The 17,858-nt window shown below is 60.3% G+C and carries 15 protein-coding genes; 5 read left to right on the top strand and 10 right to left on the bottom strand.

The features are described from left to right. The first annotated feature begins 14 nt into the window (after positions 1 to 14). Positions 15 to 2,378, top strand: coding sequence for a glycoside hydrolase family 31 protein (locus JK232_RS12390; protein ID WP_212589274.1), 2,364 nt, complete (start codon positions 15 to 17; stop codon positions 2,376 to 2,378). A gap of 66 nt (positions 2,379 to 2,444) precedes the next feature. Here JK232_RS12390 and JK232_RS12385 read toward each other — a convergent pair whose 3' ends face one another. From JK232_RS12385 to JK232_RS12370, 4 genes are all read right to left on the bottom strand, one after another. Then, positions 2,445 to 4,040 (bottom strand): ABC-F family ATPase, encoded by a 1,596-nt coding sequence (locus tag JK232_RS12385; RefSeq protein WP_072925958.1) that lies wholly within the window; start codon positions 4,038 to 4,040, stop codon positions 2,445 to 2,447. Positions 4,041 to 4,183: 143 nt separating this feature from the next. After that, positions 4,184 to 5,068 (bottom strand): nucleoside-specific channel-forming protein Tsx, encoded by an 885-nt coding sequence (locus JK232_RS12380; RefSeq protein ID WP_072925960.1) that lies wholly within the window; start codon positions 5,066 to 5,068, stop codon positions 4,184 to 4,186. Between the two features lie 906 nt (positions 5,069 to 5,974). Beyond that, on the bottom strand, positions 5,975 to 6,427 hold the full coding sequence (locus JK232_RS12375) for a DMT family transporter (protein WP_072925961.1): 453 nt from the start codon (positions 6,425 to 6,427) through the stop codon (positions 5,975 to 5,977). A 3-nt stretch (positions 6,428 to 6,430) separates the two neighbouring features. Then, the gene (locus tag JK232_RS12370; RefSeq protein WP_212589273.1) at positions 6,431 to 6,865 is read right to left on the bottom strand and encodes a DMT family transporter; all 435 of its coding nucleotides are present in this window, start codon (positions 6,863 to 6,865) and stop codon (positions 6,431 to 6,433) included. A gap of 144 nt (positions 6,866 to 7,009) precedes the next feature. Between JK232_RS12370 and JK232_RS12365 the strand changes: the two genes are divergently transcribed. Then, on the top strand, positions 7,010 to 7,948 hold the full coding sequence (locus tag JK232_RS12365; protein ID WP_072926861.1) for a LysR family transcriptional regulator: 939 nt from the start codon (positions 7,010 to 7,012) through the stop codon (positions 7,946 to 7,948). Here JK232_RS12365 and JK232_RS12360 read toward each other — a convergent pair. After that, positions 7,933 to 8,397 carry a GNAT family N-acetyltransferase gene (locus tag JK232_RS12360; RefSeq protein WP_101855026.1) on the bottom strand — a complete coding sequence of 155 codons (465 nt, stop codon included), beginning with the start codon at positions 8,395 to 8,397 and terminating at the stop codon, positions 7,933 to 7,935. The genes JK232_RS12365 and JK232_RS12360 overlap by 16 nt on opposite strands. A gap of 216 nt (positions 8,398 to 8,613) precedes the next feature. Between JK232_RS12360 and JK232_RS12355 the strand changes: the two genes are divergently transcribed. After that, a complete protein-coding gene (locus JK232_RS12355; RefSeq protein ID WP_101829209.1) occupies positions 8,614 to 9,291 on the top strand; it encodes a DcrB/PsbP domain-containing protein in 678 nt (225 codons plus the stop codon). Positions 9,292 to 9,479: 188 nt separating this feature from the next. Next, positions 9,480 to 10,064, top strand: coding sequence for a YceI family protein (locus JK232_RS12350; RefSeq protein ID WP_072925968.1), 585 nt, complete (start codon positions 9,480 to 9,482; stop codon positions 10,062 to 10,064). A 149-nt stretch (positions 10,065 to 10,213) separates the two neighbouring features. Here the strand turns inward: JK232_RS12350 and map are convergent, their stop codons facing one another. The 5 genes from map to betI form a co-directional block, all read right to left on the bottom strand. After that, positions 10,214 to 11,002 carry a type I methionyl aminopeptidase gene (gene map, locus JK232_RS12345; protein ID WP_072925970.1) on the bottom strand — a complete coding sequence of 263 codons (789 nt, stop codon included), beginning with the start codon at positions 11,000 to 11,002 and terminating at the stop codon, positions 10,214 to 10,216. Further along, positions 10,999 to 11,211 carry a ParD-like family protein gene (locus JK232_RS12340; RefSeq protein ID WP_072925971.1) on the bottom strand — a complete coding sequence of 71 codons (213 nt, stop codon included), beginning with the start codon at positions 11,209 to 11,211 and terminating at the stop codon, positions 10,999 to 11,001. The genes map and JK232_RS12340 overlap by 4 nt, the downstream gene beginning before the upstream one ends. Positions 11,212 to 11,343: 132 nt before the next feature. Further along, positions 11,344 to 13,029, bottom strand: a complete 1,686-nt coding sequence (gene betA / locus JK232_RS12335) for a choline dehydrogenase (protein WP_101835038.1) — start codon at positions 13,027 to 13,029, stop codon at positions 11,344 to 11,346. 138 nt (positions 13,030 to 13,167) lie between these two features. After that, positions 13,168 to 14,640: a betaine-aldehyde dehydrogenase gene (betB, locus tag JK232_RS12330; protein ID WP_101829211.1), complete on the bottom strand. Its 1,473-nt coding sequence runs from the start codon at positions 14,638 to 14,640 to the stop codon at positions 13,168 to 13,170. 48 nt (positions 14,641 to 14,688) lie between these two features. Further along, positions 14,689 to 15,285: a transcriptional regulator BetI gene (betI, locus tag JK232_RS12325; protein ID WP_072925976.1), complete on the bottom strand. Its 597-nt coding sequence runs from the start codon at positions 15,283 to 15,285 to the stop codon at positions 14,689 to 14,691. Between the two features lie 364 nt (positions 15,286 to 15,649). On the opposite strand from betI, the gene JK232_RS12320 reads away from it, so the two are divergent. Continuing rightward, a complete protein-coding gene (locus tag JK232_RS12320) occupies positions 15,650 to 17,680 on the top strand; it encodes a choline transporter (RefSeq protein ID WP_072925978.1) in 2,031 nt (676 codons plus the stop codon). The last annotated feature ends 178 nt before the right edge of the window (positions 17,681 to 17,858 follow it).

Here is a 17,858-nt window from a genome sequence, read left to right as displayed (position 1 = left end):
AAGGGAATGTAACGATGAAAACGCTGAAAAACTGGTCACTGCTGACCGCCGATGACCACCACGTTGAGTTAGCCGTCGACGGCAGCCACCGCCTCTGCCTCTATGTGCTGGATACCGGCCTGTTCCGCGTGCTGATTAAACGCCGCAACCAGCTGGCCCTGGATCGCACCTGGAGCATCGCCCCGGATGGCGATGTGCCGTGGGAAGGCCGCGCGCGGGAGAGCGTGGCGGGCTTTGCCCTGCCGGGCTTCACCCTGGAGGAGCAGGACGGGACGTTGTGCCTCAGCACAGAGAGACTGCGCGTGACGGTGCACCAGCCGCTGTGGCTGGAGTGGCACTACCGGGATGAGGCCGGGGCGTGGCAGCTGCTGGCCAGTGACCGGCCAACCAGTGCTTACCTGCTCAACGCCCACGGTGACGGCGTGGCGCACTACCAGCGCCGCTTCAAAGAGGAAGCCTATTACGGGCTGGGTGAGAAAGCCGGGCCGTTGCAGCGCACCGGCAAACGTTATGAGATGCGCAACCTGGACGCGATGGGCTACAACGCCGCCTCCACTGACCCGCTCTACAAACACATCCCGTTTACCATCACCCGGCGGCCGGACATCAGTTTCGGGCTGTTTTATGACAACCTCAGCAGTTGCTGGCTCGACCTGGGCAACGAGCTGGATAACTATCACCTGCCTTTCCGCCGCTGGCAGGCGGAAGCGGGTGATATCGACTACTACCTGTTCCTCGGCCCGCAGGTGCTGGATGTCACCAAAGCCTTTGTGCGCCTGACCGGCAAAACGCTGTTCGGCCCAAAATGGAGCCTGGGCTACAGCGGTTCCACCATGCACTACACCGACGCGCCGGACGCCCAGCAGCAGCTGATGCACTTTATCCGCCTCTGCCGCGAGCAGGCGATCCCCTGCGACTCGTTCCAGCTCTCCTCCGGCTATACCTCGATCAACAACAAGCGCTACGTGTTCAACTGGAACTATGAGAAAGTGCCGCAGCCGGAAGTAATGACGCAGGCGTTCCATGACGCCGGGCTGAAACTGGCGGCCAACATCAAGCCGTGCCTGTTGCAGGATCACCCGCGTTACCAGGAAGTGGCGGAGCGCGGGCTGTTCATCCGGGATTCAGAGCAGGCCTGCCCGGAGCGCTCCAGTTTCTGGGATGACGAAGGCTCACACCTTGATTTCACCAACCCGGATGCCGTGGCCTGGTGGCAGCAGGGCGTGACCAAACAACTGCTGGAAAAAGGCATCGATTCCACCTGGAATGACAACAACGAATATGAAGTGTGGGACGGCGAGGCGCGCTGCCACGGGTTCGGCCGCGAGATCGCCATCAAGCATATCCGCCCGGTGATGCCGCTGCTGATGATGCGTGCGTCAATGGAGGCGCAGCAGGCGTTCACGCCGCACAAACGCCCCTACCTGATCTCCCGTTCCGGCTGCGCCGGGATGCAGCGCTACGTGCAGACCTGGAGCGGCGACAACCGCACCAACTGGGAGACGCTGCGCTACAACACCCGCATGGGCGTCGGCATGAGCCTGTCGGGGCTGTACAACGTCGGCCACGACGTCGGCGGCTTCTCCGGCGACAAACCGGGGGCGGAACTGTTTGTGCGCTGGGTACAGAACGGCGTGATGCACCCGCGCTTTACCATCCACTCCTGGAATGATGACCACACCGTCAACGAGCCGTGGATGTACCCGGCGGTGACCCCGGCGATCCGCGAGGCGATTGAGCTGCGCTACCGGCTGCTGCCCTATTTCTACACCCTGTTGTGGCAGGCCCACGCGGATGACGAGCCGATGCTGCGGCCGACTTTCCTCGACCATGAGCATGACGCGCAGACCTTTGCGGAATGCGATGAGTTTATGCTGGGGCGCGATCTGCTGGTGGCGAGCGTGGTGGAGCCGGGGCAACGCCAACGCAGCCTGTGGCTGCCGGACAACCACAGCGGCTGGTATGACTACCACAGCGGCCAGTGGTTCAGCGGCGGCCAGCAGGTGACGCTGGATGCCCCGCTGGAGCGGCTGCCGCTGCTGGTGCGCGCCGGGGCCGCCCTGCCGCACAGCGCCCGCCTCACCCATGTGGACGCCCAGGCCGACAGCGTGCGTGAGCTGAAACTCTACCCGCTGCGGGGAGAAGGCGTCTCCCACGGCAGCCTGTTTGAGGATGACGGCGAATCCTGGGGCTACCAGCAAGGTGACGCGCTGTGGCTGACATGGGAAATGGCCTGCACCGCCACCGAGATCCAGCTCACCTTCCAGCGCAAAGGCCGTTACCAGCCTGCCTGGCAAGAGATTGCCCTGACCCTGCCGCCGGGTGAAACCCGCCGCCTGCGGGTGGATGGCGTGGAGAGCCGGGTGTGGCACCTGTAAGCCGGGCCTGAATCGCCGCCATAAAAAAAGCCGGGCAAGATGCCCGGCTTTTTTGTGCGCGTAAAATCAGGCGTAGATGCCCTGGCTGCGCAGGTAGTCTTCGTAGGTGCCGCCGAAGTCGATAACCTTGTTCGGGGTGATCTCCAGCACGCGGGTCGCCAGCGAGCTGACGAACTCCCGGTCATGGGAGACGAAGATCAGGGTGCCTTCGTACATCTCCAGCGCCATGTTCAGTGACTCGATCGACTCCATGTCGAGGTGGTTGGTGGGTTCGTCCATGATCAGCACGTTCGGTTTGCGCATCATCAGCTTACCGAACAGCATACGGCCCTTTTCACCCCCGGAGAGCACTTTGACCTTTTTCTTGATGTCGTCCTGGCCGAACAGCAGGCGGCCGAGGATGCCGCGCACCGCCTGCTCGTCATCTTTGTCCTGCTTCCACTGGCTCATCCAGTCAAAGACCGTCATGTCCACGTCGAAATCTTCCGCGTGGTCCTGCGCGTAGTAGCCGATGTTGGCGTTTTCAGACCATTTCACCGTCCCGGCATTGGCCTCGATGTCACCCACCAGCGTTTTCAGCAACGTGGTTTTACCGATGCCGTTCGCGCCCAGTACCGCGACTTTCTCGCCCACTTCCACCATCAGGTTGAGGTTCTTGAACAGCAGCCCCTCATCGTACCCTTTGGAGAGTTCCTGCACTTCCAGCGCGTTACGGAACAGCTTTTTGTCCTGCTCGAAGCGGATGTACGGGTTCTGGCGGCTGGAGGCTTTGACTTCATCGAGCTGGATTTTGTCAATCTGGCGCGCGCGCGAGGTGGCCTGCTTGGATTTGGAGGCGTTGGCGCTGAAGCGGCTGACAAAGGATTGCAGTTCGGCAATCTGTGCCTTTTTCTTGGCGTTGTCAGAGAGCAGGCGCTCACGCGCCTGGGTGGCGGCAGTCATGTACTCGTCATAGTTGCCCGGATACACGCGCAGCTCGCCGTAGTCCAGGTCAGCCATGTGGGTGCAGACCATGTTCAGGAAGTGACGGTCGTGCGAAATGATGATCATGGTGCTGTTACGTTCGTTCAGCACCTGCTCCAGCCAACGGATGGTGTCGATGTCCAGGTTGTTGGTCGGTTCGTCGAGCAGCAGGATCTCCGGGTTGGAGAACAGCGCCTGCGCCAGCAGCACCCGCAGTTTGAAGCCGGGGGCGATTTCGCTCATCGGGCCGTAATGCTGTTCTACCGGGATGCCGACACCCAGCAGCAATTCACCGGCGCGGGCTTCGGCGGTGTAGCCATCCATTTCACCGTAGGCCACTTCCAGGTCAGCCACTTTGTAGCCGTCCTCTTCGCTCATCTCGGCCATCGCGTAGATGCGGTCGCGTTCTTCTTTCACCTGCCACAGTTCGTCGTGGCCCATGATCACGGTGTCCAGCACGGAGAAATTCTCGTAGGCGAACTGGTCCTGGCGCAATTTACCCAGGCGTTCGTTCGGATCAAGGAACACGTTGCCGCTGCTCGGCACCAGATCCCCGCCGAGAATTTTCATAAAGGTGGATTTGCCGCAGCCGTTGGCGCCGATCAGGCCGTAACGGTTGCCGCCGCCAAATTTGACGGAAATATTTTCGAACAGCGGCTTGCTGCCGAATTGCATGGTGATGTTGTTAGTACTTAACACAACGCTCGCTCTTGTCTGGGAATGTGATGAGGCGCGCATTATGCCATAACCGGCGGGCGGGGTCGCGCATCGTTTTGGTTGTTTTTCGCGCAACAAACAGAAAACCCGGCCGGAGCCGGGTTTTGCGGGCAGGGGAACGGGGATCAGAAGCTGTAGCCGATCACCGCGTAGTAGCCCCAGCCGGTGGACTTGACGTCAAAGTTGCCGTTGCCGAAGTTCAGCTCGGTGCCGTCCTGCCATTGGCCGCCGTTATGGAAGTAACGCGCCACCACAGAGTAGTGCCAGTGGGCGTAGTTCAGCGCCAGGATATGGCTGGAAGCGATGGAGTTGCTGGTCCGGGACTTGTTGCCGTTTTCGTTGAGGTCAGAACCCCAGTCGAAGTTGGTGAAGCCGATGTAGCTGAAGTGGCCGCCCCACAGGTCGCCCAGCGGCAGGAAGTATTTGACCTTGAAGCGGTAGCCGTCCCAGCTGTTTTCGTTGGCGGCGCTGTAGTTTTCCCACTGGTATTTGGCATAGACGTTCAGCGAGAGGTTCAGCGGGGTATGGGTATCGATGTCGGTGCCGAGGCCCATATACCAGGTGTTCTGGCGGTTATCGCTGTCCGGGCCGAGGTCGAAGATATAGTTGTTGGCGAAGTACCACTCTTTGAACGGCCCAAAGCTCAGGTCAGTGCCGGTGAGTTTGTCGATGGAGAAGCGCGGTTCAATCTCCATAAACAGCGGTGAGCCGTTTTTGTCCCAGATGCCGGTATCGTTGCTGTTGCCTGCGCCGAACGTTTTCGGCACATCGAGGTAGCCGTAGAAGTCGAACCAGTCTTTATGGGCGAAAGCTTCATATTCCAGGTAGATATCGTTATTCAGCCGCGGCCCGAAGCGGGTGTGATAGCTGCCCACCACATTGACGCTCTGTTTCCACCAGTCAGAGAGGTATTCCCCCTGATCGCTGGACCCGACATTGGATTCAGCCAAAGCGGTAGCGCTGTAAGAGAGGGCGATCAACGCGCCCGCGGCGAAAAGACGATTTTTCATTGTGGTTACCAGTGCGTGAAGGGGGGCGTTTCCCTGCCGGGTTGGGGAGGTGTCAACCAACAAAACCCGCGGCGGCAGCGTCATTAACGATCATTGCTGTCAAACATTCCGCGACCGGTTTACCGCCGGAACTTCAGAACATTCTTAAGTGTCATGATTTCGTAACTTAATACGCGATTGTGTCAACAAATGTCAATTTGAGTTGCAATGTTATGCATTTGTTTCGTGATCTTGCTCACATATCGTTAATGGCCGTAAAGATACGGATTTTTAACGGTTGCGCAATCGGTTACTTAGAAAAAGTTGAATTTGGGGTAACAAGGGAAGATTTTTTAATCAACACCGGCAACTAAAGGGATATTGAGACAGGCTGAAGGAAGAGAAACACAGAACATATAAGACTCCCCCTACCCTTTCCTGACATACCAAAAGGTTTGCAGTCTGGTGGGGGCGTAAAAATCATTGCTGAGTGAGCCGCAGGGCCGGGCGAGCACACACGACGTGTGCGAGAGGTGCAGTCACGCCGGGAGCGTGTCTGCACCGGCCCGAAAAGCCCGGAGGTGAAACGAAGGGACCCGCTACGCGGGCAATGATTCAGCCGGGGCACCGAAAGCGCGCGGGTGCAGGGCCGGCGCGCCGGCAGGCCCTGCTCGGTTGAGGCTCGGAGGCTCAGGCAGCCAGCGATGCTGAACAACCGAAACATGCCACGTTACCCATTAAAATTAACATGCGGCACTTATGCCCGCGGGTGCAGGGCCGGCGCGCCGGCAGGCCCTGCTCGGTTGAGGCTCGGAGGCTCAGGCAGCCAGCGATGCTGAACAACCGAAACATTCCACCTCGCTGAAACATGCCACCTCACCGAAACATTCCCCAAAACCGATAAACGGATGACGCAGGGCACCAGCCCTACTCCCCCTTCTTATTACTCCGGTAAATCAACACCAACGCCACCGCCAGACACACCAGCGCCGCCAGGCGGTTCCCATTGAGCGGGATCTCCGGGTTATCCAGCCAGCCGAAGCTGTCGATCAGGATGCTCATCGCCAGTTGGCCGAGGATCACCGCCACCGTCGCCACCGCCGTGCCGACACGCGGCACCGCCGTCACCATGATGATGATATACGGCACGCCAAACAGCGCACCGGCCAGTTGCCACTTCGGCACCGTCATCAGCGTTTGCGGATGCGCGCTCTCAAAGAACAGGATCAGCAGCATCGTCACCAGCGCCCCGAGGCTGAAGGTGAGGAACGCACTTTTCAACACCCCGACGCGTGCGCCGAGTTGCCCGTTAATCGCTGCCTGTACGCTCAGCGCGGCCCCGGCGACGATCGCCAGTACCACCATAATCATTTCTGTCATCGTTTATCCCCGTGCAATCAGCCACAGTGCCGCAATAATGAACAGCAGCGCCAGCAGGCGTTCCCTGCCGATTTTCTTCTTCGCCCCACCAAACCAGCCGTAATGGTCGATCAGCACACTTTTGGCCACCTGCCCGGAGAGAATGGCGATCATGGTCATGGCCAGCCCGATAACCGGCGTGGTCAGCGTCAGCACCACTACATACACCGGCCCCAGGATGCCGCCGAGCAGTTGCCAGGCGGGTTGCGCGGTAAATGAAGGCGCGTTGCGCGGGCCGAAAAACAGCACCAGCAGCAGCGTCAGGGCGCTGCCGACGCCAAAGATGCTCAGGGTGGCCCAGAGATGGCCGACTTCGCTGCCCAGCGGGCCGAGCAATCCGGCCTCGACCGACAGCCCCATGCCGCCGAGGATCACCAGCGGGATCAGTAACAAATTCATACGTTGCCTTTTTGTTGTTAAAAGAAAGGTGTCAGCACGTGAATGCAAAAACAGGCCGCCCACCGGGCGGAGGCGGACTATAACGTGGCGCGCTATTGCGAAAAACCGGATAATAGCGAAAAGAGTTTTGCGGATAATGCACAGATGAACGATTTCGATGCCGTTTCCCTGCGGGCCTTGCGCCTGTTTGTGGCCGTACTGGATGAAGGGAGCTTTTCCGAGGTAGCGCGTCGCACCGGGGTCGCGCCCTCTTCTGTTTCGCGGGTTGTCCAGCAGCTCGAGCAGCATCTGCACACCCAGTTGCTGTACCGCAACACCCGCGCCCTGGCCCCCACGGAAGCGGGGCTGGCGTTCAGCCATTACGCACGGCGGATGCTGGAACAGGCGGATGAGGCGGCGCGCACCTTGCAGGAGCGGGAACAGTTGCCGGGCGGGCTGGTGCGCATCAATGCGCCGGTGGTGTTCGGCCAGCGGCACCTTGCCCCGTGGCTGGCGGCGCTGGCGGAGCGTTACCCGAAACTCAATGTGGAGCTGACCCAGACCGACGACTATGTTGACCCGCTGCACACCGCCGCTGACCTGCTGATCCGCATCGGCGTGCTGAACGATTCCAGTATGCACGCCCGCCCGCTGGCACGGCTGCGCTACCGGCTGGCGGCCAGCCCGGCCTATCTGGCACGGTTCGGCACGCCGCGCACCCCGGAGGATCTGCACGCGCACCGTTGCCTGGTATTTAAGGGGTCATCCGGGCCGCAGCGCTGGTTTTTCCGCCCGCGTGAGGGTGAACAGCCGTGGCAGGCCTACAGCCTGCGCGGGCCGCTGACCGGCAACAACGCCGAAACCCTGACGCAGGCGGCGCTGGACGGCCTCGGGCTGGTGCTGTTCCCGAGCTGGCTGATTGGCGAGGCGCTGCACCAGGGGCGGCTGGTGCGGCTGCTGCCGGCGTATCAGGCGTCGATTACACTGGAGCCGTCCACGCTGGCCGCGCTCTACCCGCGCAGCCGGTTGCCGTCACGCAATGTGCGGGCGGTGGTGGATTTTCTGGTGGAAAAAATGGGCGACCCGCCCTACTGGGATCGCTGATCGCCGTGCGTTAGCCGCATATCGATATGCGGGATGCCATCTTCGTCATACACCGCTGAACAGGGCTGGAACCCCAGCGCGCGGTAAAACGGCTGGAGATGCGCCTGGGCAGAGAGCATCACGCCGGCCTGCGGCCAGTGGCGCGCGCAGGCCGCCAGTGCCTGTTCCATCAGCGCCCTGCCGAGCCGCTGCCCACGCGCGGCAGGCGCGACGATCACCCGGCCAATGGCGGCCTCGTCATGTTTCAGCAGCCGCGCATAGGCCGCCGGTTTCCCCGCCTGCCAGCCGATCAGGTGGCGTGTTTCGCCGCTCAGGTCTTGCCCATCCACATCCAGATAGGCGCATTGCTGTTCCACCACAAACACCTCGCAGCGCAATGCCAGCACCGCGTAGAGCTGGGCGGCGGTGAGGTCACTGTGGTGCAGATCCTGCCACACTATATTCGCCATAATAATTCCCTAATTAATAATTCACACTGGTTATATCTCACCTGGGCACGCCGCCTGCCCTGCGGCCGCGGCAGTAATGCGCCGCCCCCACTTTTTCATCTTTCAATCAATTAAACAATAACTTAACAATGTAGCCAGAGTGAAATCAGATTGTATTCGCCTCCTGCCATGACCTGTGTATATTGCGCCAGCTACATTACCTTAGGAATTTATACCATGACCCCGTTTATGAAATACTCCCTGGTGGCGCTGATGCTGACCGGGTTGACCGCGTGTGACAATGCGGCAGACAGCACCAAAACCGCTGCCGCCAAACCGGCAGAAAGCAAAACCGCCCCGGCGGCTGACGCCAACGCGGCCCCTGCCCCGGCAGTGAAGGCGCAGGAGGCAACGGCAGAGGAAGCCAAGGCCGCACCCAGCGCCCCGCAAGCGCCTGTTCAAGCGGAAGCCCCGTCGTTCTCGATGAATATCCCGAAAGGCTTCGCGGACAAATCCCCGGCGGTGGACGAGAAATCCAACTCGCGCACCCGCATTTTCGTCAACCCTGAAACCCGCCAGATGATCACTGTCACCACCGTGATGGGTGTGCAACCGGTGGCAGACGAGAAGATGAAGGCGTCACTGGAAGAGGCGATCCCGAGCATGATGACTGCCCTGAAAAAGCAGTACTCCACGGTGAACGTCGCCAAAAAAGAGGTGATTACCCTGGCTGACCACCCGTTCCTGCATATTGATGCCGCGCTGAAACAGCAGGAAAAGAGCGCCCTCAATACCACGCTGTTGACCCAGCAGGGCGTGCAGCTGATTAACGTCCAGCTGATGACGGTTTCCGACGACAAAAAAGCCCATGAGGCGTTGGTTAAACAAGTCAGCAGCCGGATTACCTTTAAGTAATCGCTGTTTTTTGCCAAAACCGCCTGCGGGCGGTTTTTTTATGCCGGGAAAACAGCAGGCCGCGGGCGGTGGATTGGTAAAATTTTTTGAATATACCGGTCAAATATATTCGCTGGCGGGATCAGGGGGAGTCACGCAGACTGCAGGAAGACGTAAATGCATATTCTTTAACGAAAAGGACGTAACCCATGTCAGTCATGAAAAAAGTATGGCTTCCGGTGATCATGAGCATCGGCTTGTATTCTCAGGTGTCTGCCGCCGCGACCCAACACTACGCGATGGACCCCGGCCATACCTCCGTGGTGGTCTCCTGGACGCACTTCGGCTTTTCACACCCGACCGCTGACCTGTCCAACGTCACCGGCAACATCGCTTTTGACGCGCAAAACCTCGCGCAGTCCAAAGTGGATGTCAGCATCCCGGTGAGCAGCATTGATACCCACGTTGCGGCCCTGACCAGCGAATTCAAAGGCGCCGAGTACTTCGACGTCGCCAAATACCCGACCGCCACCTTCCACAGCACCAAAGTCACCGCCACCGGCGACAACAAGTATGATGTTGAAGGTAACCTGACCCTGAAAGGCATCACCAAGCCGGTTGTGCTGCACGCCGTGCTGAACAAACAGGGCGAGCACCCGATGATGAAGAAACAGGCGATCGGTTTTGACGCCACCACCACCCTCAAACGTTCTGACTTCAAGCTGGACAAATATGTCCCGGCAGTGGGCGACGACGTACAGATCACTATCTCTACCGAAGCCTACGCCAAATAAGTTTCCGGCCCCTTGCCGCGCGCTTCAGGCCTGTCTCCGGACAGGCCTTTTTTTTGCCGGGCCGCTCAGCCCCCCGGCGACGCGTTAACCCGGCGCGCAGTTAACGCAGGGCGCAATGACATCGGGGCCGTAATCAAACCGGGGCGTAATCAAATCGGGGCATAGTCGCCGTAGCCGTCCGGCCACGGGGTCAGCAGGTCAAACCCGGTTTCCGTCACCGCCACGGTGTGTTCCCACTGCGCGGAGAGCGAACGGTCACGCGTGACCACCGTCCAGCCATCGGCCAGGGTGCTGGTCGGCGCTTTCCCGGCGTTGATCATCGGCTCAATGGTAAAGATCATCCCAGCTTTCAGCGGCATCCCCTCACCTGGCCGGCCGTAGTGCAACACCTGCGGATCGGTGTGGTATTCGGTGCCGACCCCATGCCCGCAATATTCACGCACCACGGAGAAGCCTTTCTCATGCGCCACGTTCTGGATGGCATAACCGATGTCGCCCAGCGTCGCGCCCGGCCTGACCACGCGGATGCCCGCCACCATGGCGTTATAGGTGGTTTCCACCAGCAATTTGGCGCGGATTGACGGTTCCCCGACGAAATACATGCGGCTGGTGTCGCCGTACCAGCCATCTTTAATCAGCGCCACGTCGATATTGACGATATCCCCCTCTTTCAGCGCCTTTTTATCGGTCGGGATACCGTGGCACACCACATGGTTGACCGAGGTGCAGATGGTTTTCGGGTAGCCGTGATAGCCGATGTTGGCCGGGGTGCAGTGCAGTTTGTCCACGATATAGCGGTAGCAGATCGCGTCCAGTTCATCGGTGGTGACGCCCGGTTTGACATACTCACCGATCATCGCCAGCACTTCCGCCGCCAGATGCCCGGCAGTGCGGGCCTGTTCGATGTCGGCGGCAGAGTGCAGCATAATGTTGTTCATGAAGGCTCCTTGGTGGTCAGTGTTCCGTTGGCCTGTTCAGGCGCATGCAAGAGGGTGATGATGTCGCTGTAGGTCAGGCCGGGGTTGCGTTCGGCCAGCCGGCCGATGCGCAGCCAGTATTCCGCCTGCGCGTTGATCGAGCGGCAATAGATGTCGCTGGCGGCGCGCAGTTCGTCATGCATAAGGTCAGAGATTTTAATGATGCCCATCGGGTTCCCCCTGATATGAAACATATACAAAGTATATATAGAACATAGCCACGAAGTATAGATGAACCGGATGAAAAACGGCGATAAAAAAAGCTGCCCGGAGGCAGCTTTTGTCACGCAACAGCAGCAGAATCAGGCGCTTTTCTTCAGCGGCACCGTGCGTACCGGCGCGTCACCGGCCACATAGTAGTCGGCGGTGCTGCGCGGCAGCGGCTGGCGGCCGCGGATGGCGTCAGCCATCTTCTCGGCGATCATGATGGTGGTGGCGTTCAGGTTACCGGTGATGATCTGCGGCATGATGGACGCATCAATGACGCGCAGGCCGCTCATGCCGTGCACCCGGCCCTCGCCGTCTACCACCGCCATCTCGTCGGTGCCCATTTTGCAGGAGCCGCACGGGTGGAAGGCGGTTTCGGCATGTTCCCGGATAAAGGCGTCCAGCTCCTCATCGCTCTGCACATGCTCGCCGGGGCTGATTTCGCGGCCCCGGTACGGGTCGAGCGCCGGTTGCGCCATGATCTCACGGGTAATACGGATCGCGTCGCGGAACTCCTGCCAGTCCTGCTCGCTGGACATATAGTTGAACAGGATGCTCGGGTGCTGGCGCGGATCTTTGGATTTCACCTGCACCCGGCCGCGGCTCGGCGAGCGCATCGAACCGACGTGCGCCTGGAAACCATGCTCTTTCACCGCGTTGCTGCCGTTGTAGTTAATCGCCACCGGCAGGAAATGGTACTGGATGTTCGGCCACGCAAACTCTTCACGGCTGCGGATAAACCCGCCCGCCTCGAACTGGTTGCTGGCCCCGACGCCGGTGCCTTTGAACAGCCACTCCGCACCGATTTTCGGCTGGTTGTGCATCTGCAATGCCGGGTAGAGCGACACCGGCTGGGTGCAGCTGTACTGCAGGTACATCTCCAGGTGGTCCTGCAAATTCTCGCCCACGCCCGGCAGGTCATGCACTACCGGGATGTCGAGGCTGTTCAGCAGCGCGGCCGGGCCGACGCCGGAACGTTGCAGGATCTGCGGTGAGGCGATCGCCCCGCTGCACAGCAGCACTTCGCGGCTGGCGCGGGCGGTTTTTGCGTTGTACTCATCCTGGTGGAAATAGCTGACGCCCACCGCACGCTTGCCGTCGAACAGGATGCGGTCGGTGGTGGCGTGGGTCAGGATGGTCAGGTTGCTGCGTGATTTCGCCTGGTCGAGGTAACCGCGCGCGGTGCTGGCGCGGCGGCCGTTCGGCGTCACGGTGCGGTCCATCGGGCCGAAACCTTCCTGCTGGTAACCGTTCAGGTCGTCCGTGCGCGGGTAGCCGGCCTGCACGCCCGCCTCCACCATCGCGTGGAACAGCGGGTTGTTGCCGGCTTTCGGCGTGGCCACGCTCACCGGGCCGTCGCCGCCGTGGTAGTCATTCGGGCCGATGTCACGGGTTTCCGCTTTGCGGAAATACGGCAGGCAGTCGAGGTAGCTCCAGTGCTCCAGCCCCGGCGCTTTCGCCCAGTTGTCGAAATCCATCGCGTTGCCGCGGATGTAGCACATGCCGTTAATCAGCGAGGAACCGCCCAGCCCTTTGCCGCGCCCGCACTCCATGCGGCGGTTGTTCATATGCGGCTCCGGGTCGGTTTCATAGGCCCAGTTATAGCGTTTGCCCTGTAACGGGAAGGCCAGCGCAGCCGGCATCTGGGTGCGGAAATCGAGGCGGTGGTCGGGGCCACCGGCTTCCAGCAACAGTACGGTGACACCTGGGTCTTCGGTCAGGCGGGTGGCGAGGACGTTACCCGCGGAACCGGCCCCGATGATGATGTAATCGTATTCCATTGAATGTCTCCTCAATGTGATTGCTGTGGGTCGGGGCATCGGCCGCCGGAAAGCGGCGGCAGGCGGGGTAATCTCTCCCCGCATAAACCGCGGCAGGCGTTACCGGCCTGCTGCCCCTGACAACATGTCTTGGGTCGGTCAGAACACGGAGCTGAATTCGCCCAGTTCCACTTCAACCGATTTGATCTGCGTGTAGTGTTCCAGCGTGCCGAGGCCATTCTCACGGCCGACGCCGGAGTGCTTGTAGCCACCGACCGGCATCTCAGCCGGGGATTCGCCCCAGGTGTTGATCCAGCAGATGCCGGCTTCGAGCTGGTGGATGACGCGGTGCGCGCGGTTCAGGTCGCGGGTCACCAGCCCCGCGGCCAGGCCGAAGGTGGTGTTGTTGGCGCGGGCAATGACTTCCTCTTCGGTCTGGTAGGTGAGGATGCTCATCACCGGCCCGAAGATCTCTTCCTGCACAATTTCCATGTCGTCGGTGCAATCGCTGAACACCGTCGGCGCGACCCAGGCACCCTGCGCCAGCACGCCGTCGGTCAGGCGTTCGCCGCCGGCCAGCAGGCGCGCGCCCGATTTTTTGCCGCTTTCGATAAAGCGCAGCACGTTTTCCATGTGGGCGAAGCTCACCAGCGGGCCGAAGTTGACGTCCGGCTGGGTCGGCTGGCCGATGCGGATGCGCTGCACGCGCGCCAGGATTTTCTCCTCAAACGCCGCTTTCAGGCTTTCCGGCACAAAGACGCGGGTGCCGTTGGTGCAGACCTGGCCGGAACTGTAGAAGTTGGCCATCATGGCGATGTCCGCCGCGCGGTCGAGGTCAGCGTCGTCAAACACGATCAGCGGGGACTTGCCGCCCAGCTCCATCGTCACCTCTTTCAGGGTGGAACCGGCCGCATTCGCCATCACTTTCTTGCCGCTCACCACGCCGCCGGTAAAGGAGACTTTGGCGATGCCGGGGTGCTCAGTCAGCGCCTGGCCGACCTGCTTGCCGCTGCCCGGCAGCACGTTGAACACGCCGTCCGGCACGCCCGCCTCGGTGTAGATCTCGGCCAGCTTCAGCGCCGTCAGCGAGGTGACCTCACTCGGCTTGAAGATCATCGCGTTACCGGCGGCCAGCGCCGGGGCGGATTTCCACAACGCGATCTGGATCGGGTAGTTCCAGGCGCCGATGCCGGCCACCACGCCCAGCGGCTCGCGGCGGGTGTAAACGAAGGCGCTGTCGCGCAGCGGGATCTGCTGCCCTTCGATGGCCGGGATAAGCCCGGCGTAGTACTCCAGCACGTCCGCGCCGGTCACGATGTCCACTGCCGTGGTTTCAGACAGCGGTTTGCCGGTGTCGGCGGTTTCAATTTCCGCCAGTTCATCATTGCGCTCACGCAGGATATCCACGGCGCGGCGCAAAATACGCGAACGCTGCATGGCGGTCATCGCCGCCCACACTTTCTGCCCTTTCGCCGCAGCCGCGACGGCGCGGTCCACATCGGCGGCGGTGGCGGCCTGAACCTGGGCGATCACCTCGCCATTGGCCGGGTTAACGGCATCAAACGTCTCGCCGGTGGCGCAATCGGTGTAGGTGCCGTTGATATAGAGTTTTTGCAAGCCATAGCGGGACATAGGTTTCTCCTGTCAGTTGCTCTGTGTGGTGCCGGTTAATCGTGCCGGTTAATCTTGCCGCGCGTCGCTCAAGAGCTGGTCGATATAGTCAAACGTGATCTCCAGTGCCTCCCGGCGGTCGAAGCTGTCGCCGCTCAGGGCGCTGCGTAACCAGAGGCCATCGATCATGCCCGCCAGCCCGTTGGCGGCACGGCGCGCCTGCGCTTTCGGCAGGCCGCGGCGGAACTCGGCAGATAAATTAGAAAACAGCCGGCGGCTGTTAACCCGTTGTAAACGTTTCAATTGCGGGCTGTGCATACTGCTGACCCAGAAGGCCAGCCAGGTTTTCATCGCCGCGCTGTTGGTCTGGCTTTCGTCAAAGTTGCCTTCGGCAATCGCCCGCAGGCGCAGCCTGGCATCACCGCCCTGTAACGGCCGCAACCGCTGGCGCACCGCCTCGCCCAGGTGGCTTATCAGGTAGCGCATGGTCGCTTCCAGCAGCCCGTTCTTGTCACGGAAGTAGTGGCTGATAATGCCGTTTGACACCCCGGCGCGCCGGGCAATCTGCGAAATGGAGGCGTCATGCATCCCCACTTCATTCACGGCGGCCAGCGTCGCCTCAATCAATTGCTGCCGCCTGATCGGCTGCATTCCTACCTTCGGCATGGTGCCCTCTCCGGGTAAAAGCCAGAACGACTCGCGTCAGAACCGGCCAATGCTTCCGGCTGCGGCGCGTTGTTGGCCCCTATTAAACTTTTTTTTGATTGAACGTTCAATTAAAAATGCATATATTTTATTACCGCAACGTTATGGAATTGTGTAAATTAAGGATAGAAATCGTTGATTTGCGGCGCGTTTTTTGATCTGGCGCAAACAACAAACTTTTTGATCTGACAGGTTGCAACGGCAAGCGGTCTCAGCGGATGCCCTGTAACAGGCGTTTTTTTAAGCAGTCGACTCGCCCTTTGATATGCGCTAAGCGCGCTTCTGTTGCCCATCAGATCCCGTTTGAGACAAGTATGGGGAAAGCATGAGTACACCCGAAGACGTTAAACCGCAGGCCGACCGGTTAAACCCTGTCGTGTTCTTCACGTCAGCCGGCCTGATCCTGGCCTTCTCGCTGATGACCATTTTCTTTACCGCGGAGTCCGGCCGCTGGATAACCGCCACCCTGAACTGGGTGTCGGCCACCTTCGGCTGGTACTACCTGCTGGCGGCCACCCTCTATATCGTGTTTGTGATCTTTATCGCCTGCTCGCGCTACGGCGACATCAAGCTCGGGCCGGAGCAGTCCAAACCGGAATTCAGCATGATGAGCTGGGCGGCGATGCTGTTTGCCGCCGGGATCGGCATCGACCTGATGTTCTTCTCCGTGGCGGAGCCGGTGACGCAGTACATGATGCCGCCGGAAGGCCAGGGGCAGACGCTGGAAGCGGCGCGGCAGGCGATGGTCTGGACGCTGTTCCACTACGGCCTGACCGGCTGGTCAATGTATGCATTGATGGGCATCGCGCTGGCCTACTTCAGCTACCGCTATAACCTGCCGCTGACCATCCGCTCCGCGCTCTACCCGATTTTCGGCAAGCGCATCAATGGGCCTATCGGCCACACGGTGGACATCGCGGCGGTGGTCGGCACCATTTTCGGCATCGCCACAACGCTGGGGATTGGCGTGGTGCAGCTCAACTACGGGCTGAAAGTGCTGTTCCATATCCCGGAAGATTTGCGGGTGCAGGCGGCGCTGATTCTGCTGTCAGTGATTATGGCCACGGTTTCCGTGACGTCCGGCGTGAACAAGGGCATCCGCTTCCTGTCAGAGCTGAACGTGCTGCTGGCGCTGGGGCTGATCCTGTTCCTGCTGTTTGCCGGTGACACCGAGTTCCTGCTGAATGCGCTGGTGCTGAATGTCGGCGATTACATCAACCGCTTTATGGGCATGACGCTCAACAGCTTCGCCTTTGACCGCCCGACGCAGTGGATGAACAGCTGGACGCTGTTCTTCTGGGCCTGGTGGGTGGCGTGGTCGCCGTTTGTCGGGCTGTTCCTGGCGCGGATTTCGCGCGGGCGCACCATCCGCCAGTTTGTGTGCGGCACGCTGATTATTCCGTTTGTGTTTACCCTGCTGTGGCTCTCGATTTTCGGCAACAGCGCGCTCTACCAGATTCTGCACGGCAACCTGGCCTTCGCCCATGAAGTGATGCAATACCCGGAGCGCGGCTTCTACAGCCTGCTGGCGCAGTACCCGGCGTTCAACCTCAGCGCCTCGGTGGCGACCATCACCGGCCTGCTGTTCTACGTGACCTCAGCGGACTCCGGCTCGCTGGTGCTCGGCAACTTCACCTCAAAACTGGCGGACATCAACAACGACGCACCGAACTGGCTGCGGGTATTCTGGTCAGTGGCGATTGGCCTGCTGACGCTCGGCATGTTGCTGACCGGCGGGGTGTCGGCGTTGCAGAACACCACGGTGATCATGGGCCTGCCGTTCAGTTTCGTGATTTTCTTTGTGATGGCCGGGCTGTATAAATCGCTGAAAGTTGAGGATTACCGGAAAGCGAGTGCGATGCAGAACGCCCCGGCCCCGGTATCACGTGATGGCGTGCTGAACTGGAAACAGCGCCTGGCGCGGGTGATGAACCACCCCGGCGCAACCTATACCCAGAAGATGCTGGACAACGTCTGCCGCCCGGCGATGGAAGAAGTGGCACGCGAACTGGCGGTGCGCGGCGCGAAAGTGGAGTTCAGCGAGCTGCCGCCGCAGGGCGAGGAGCGCCTGAGCCACCTGGAGCTGCTGGTGCGCCTCGGCGAGGAGCAGAACTTCGTCTACCAGATCTGGCCGCAGCGCTATTCAGTACCGGCGTTCACTTACCGCGCCCGCGCCGGCAAGTCACACTATTACCGGCTGGAGACCTACCTGCTGGAGGGTACCCAGGGCAATGACCTGATGGACTACAGCAAAGAGCAGATTATCAACGACATCCTCGACCAGTACGAGCGTCACCTGCACTTCCTGCACCTCCACCGTGAAGCCCCCGGCGCGGTGCTCACCTTCCCAACCTGACTTCCAAAACCGGCGCAAGCCGGTTTTTTTGTGCCTGCCTCACTGCCTGTCCCACCTTCGCTGATAAGCTGTATATACAAAAAGAAGATGCATGATGAATTATTCTTTAATTACCTCATTTTTATGCCAATAGACTTGATTGCTTAATTACCACCCTGTATATACAATGGCATCCATA

Source organism: Nissabacter archeti (genome assembly GCF_018257325.1).
GTDB classification, from domain to species: Bacteria; Pseudomonadota; Gammaproteobacteria; order Enterobacterales; family Enterobacteriaceae; genus Chimaeribacter; species Chimaeribacter arupi.
Note: the sequence above shows the minus strand (reverse complement) of the source record. Positions and strands in the feature narration are given on the sequence as shown.

What these genes read in the sequence shown, in the direction of transcription:
- JK232_RS12340 (WP_072925971.1), bottom strand. Translation starts at nt 11,211, where the DNA reads ATGGGCATCATTAAAATCTCTGACCTTATGCATGACGAACTGCGCGCC.
- JK232_RS12370 (WP_212589273.1), bottom strand. Translation starts at nt 6,865, where the DNA reads ATGAATTTGTTACTGATCCCGCTGGTGATCCTCGGCGGCATGGGGCTG.
- JK232_RS12355 (WP_101829209.1), top strand. Translation starts at nt 8,614, where the DNA reads ATGACCCCGTTTATGAAATACTCCCTGGTGGCGCTGATGCTGACCGGG.
- betI (WP_072925976.1), bottom strand. Translation starts at nt 15,285, where the DNA reads ATGCCGAAGGTAGGAATGCAGCCGATCAGGCGGCAGCAATTGATTGAG.
- JK232_RS12320 (WP_072925978.1), top strand. Translation starts at nt 15,650, where the DNA reads ATGAGTACACCCGAAGACGTTAAACCGCAGGCCGACCGGTTAAACCCT.
- betA (WP_101835038.1), bottom strand. Translation starts at nt 13,029, where the DNA reads ATGGAATACGATTACATCATCATCGGGGCCGGTTCCGCGGGTAACGTC.
- JK232_RS12360 (WP_101855026.1), bottom strand. Translation starts at nt 8,397, where the DNA reads ATGGCGAATATAGTGTGGCAGGATCTGCACCACAGTGACCTCACCGCC.
- JK232_RS12350 (WP_072925968.1), top strand. Translation starts at nt 9,480, where the DNA reads ATGTCAGTCATGAAAAAAGTATGGCTTCCGGTGATCATGAGCATCGGC.
- JK232_RS12365 (WP_072926861.1), top strand. Translation starts at nt 7,010, where the DNA reads ATGAACGATTTCGATGCCGTTTCCCTGCGGGCCTTGCGCCTGTTTGTG.
- betB (WP_101829211.1), bottom strand. Translation starts at nt 14,640, where the DNA reads ATGTCCCGCTATGGCTTGCAAAAACTCTATATCAACGGCACCTACACC.
- JK232_RS12380 (WP_072925960.1), bottom strand. Translation starts at nt 5,068, where the DNA reads ATGAAAAATCGTCTTTTCGCCGCGGGCGCGTTGATCGCCCTCTCTTAC.
- JK232_RS12375 (WP_072925961.1), bottom strand. Translation starts at nt 6,427, where the DNA reads ATGACAGAAATGATTATGGTGGTACTGGCGATCGTCGCCGGGGCCGCG.
- map (WP_072925970.1), bottom strand. Translation starts at nt 11,002, where the DNA reads ATGAACAACATTATGCTGCACTCTGCCGCCGACATCGAACAGGCCCGC.
- JK232_RS12390 (WP_212589274.1), top strand. Translation starts at nt 15, where the DNA reads ATGAAAACGCTGAAAAACTGGTCACTGCTGACCGCCGATGACCACCAC.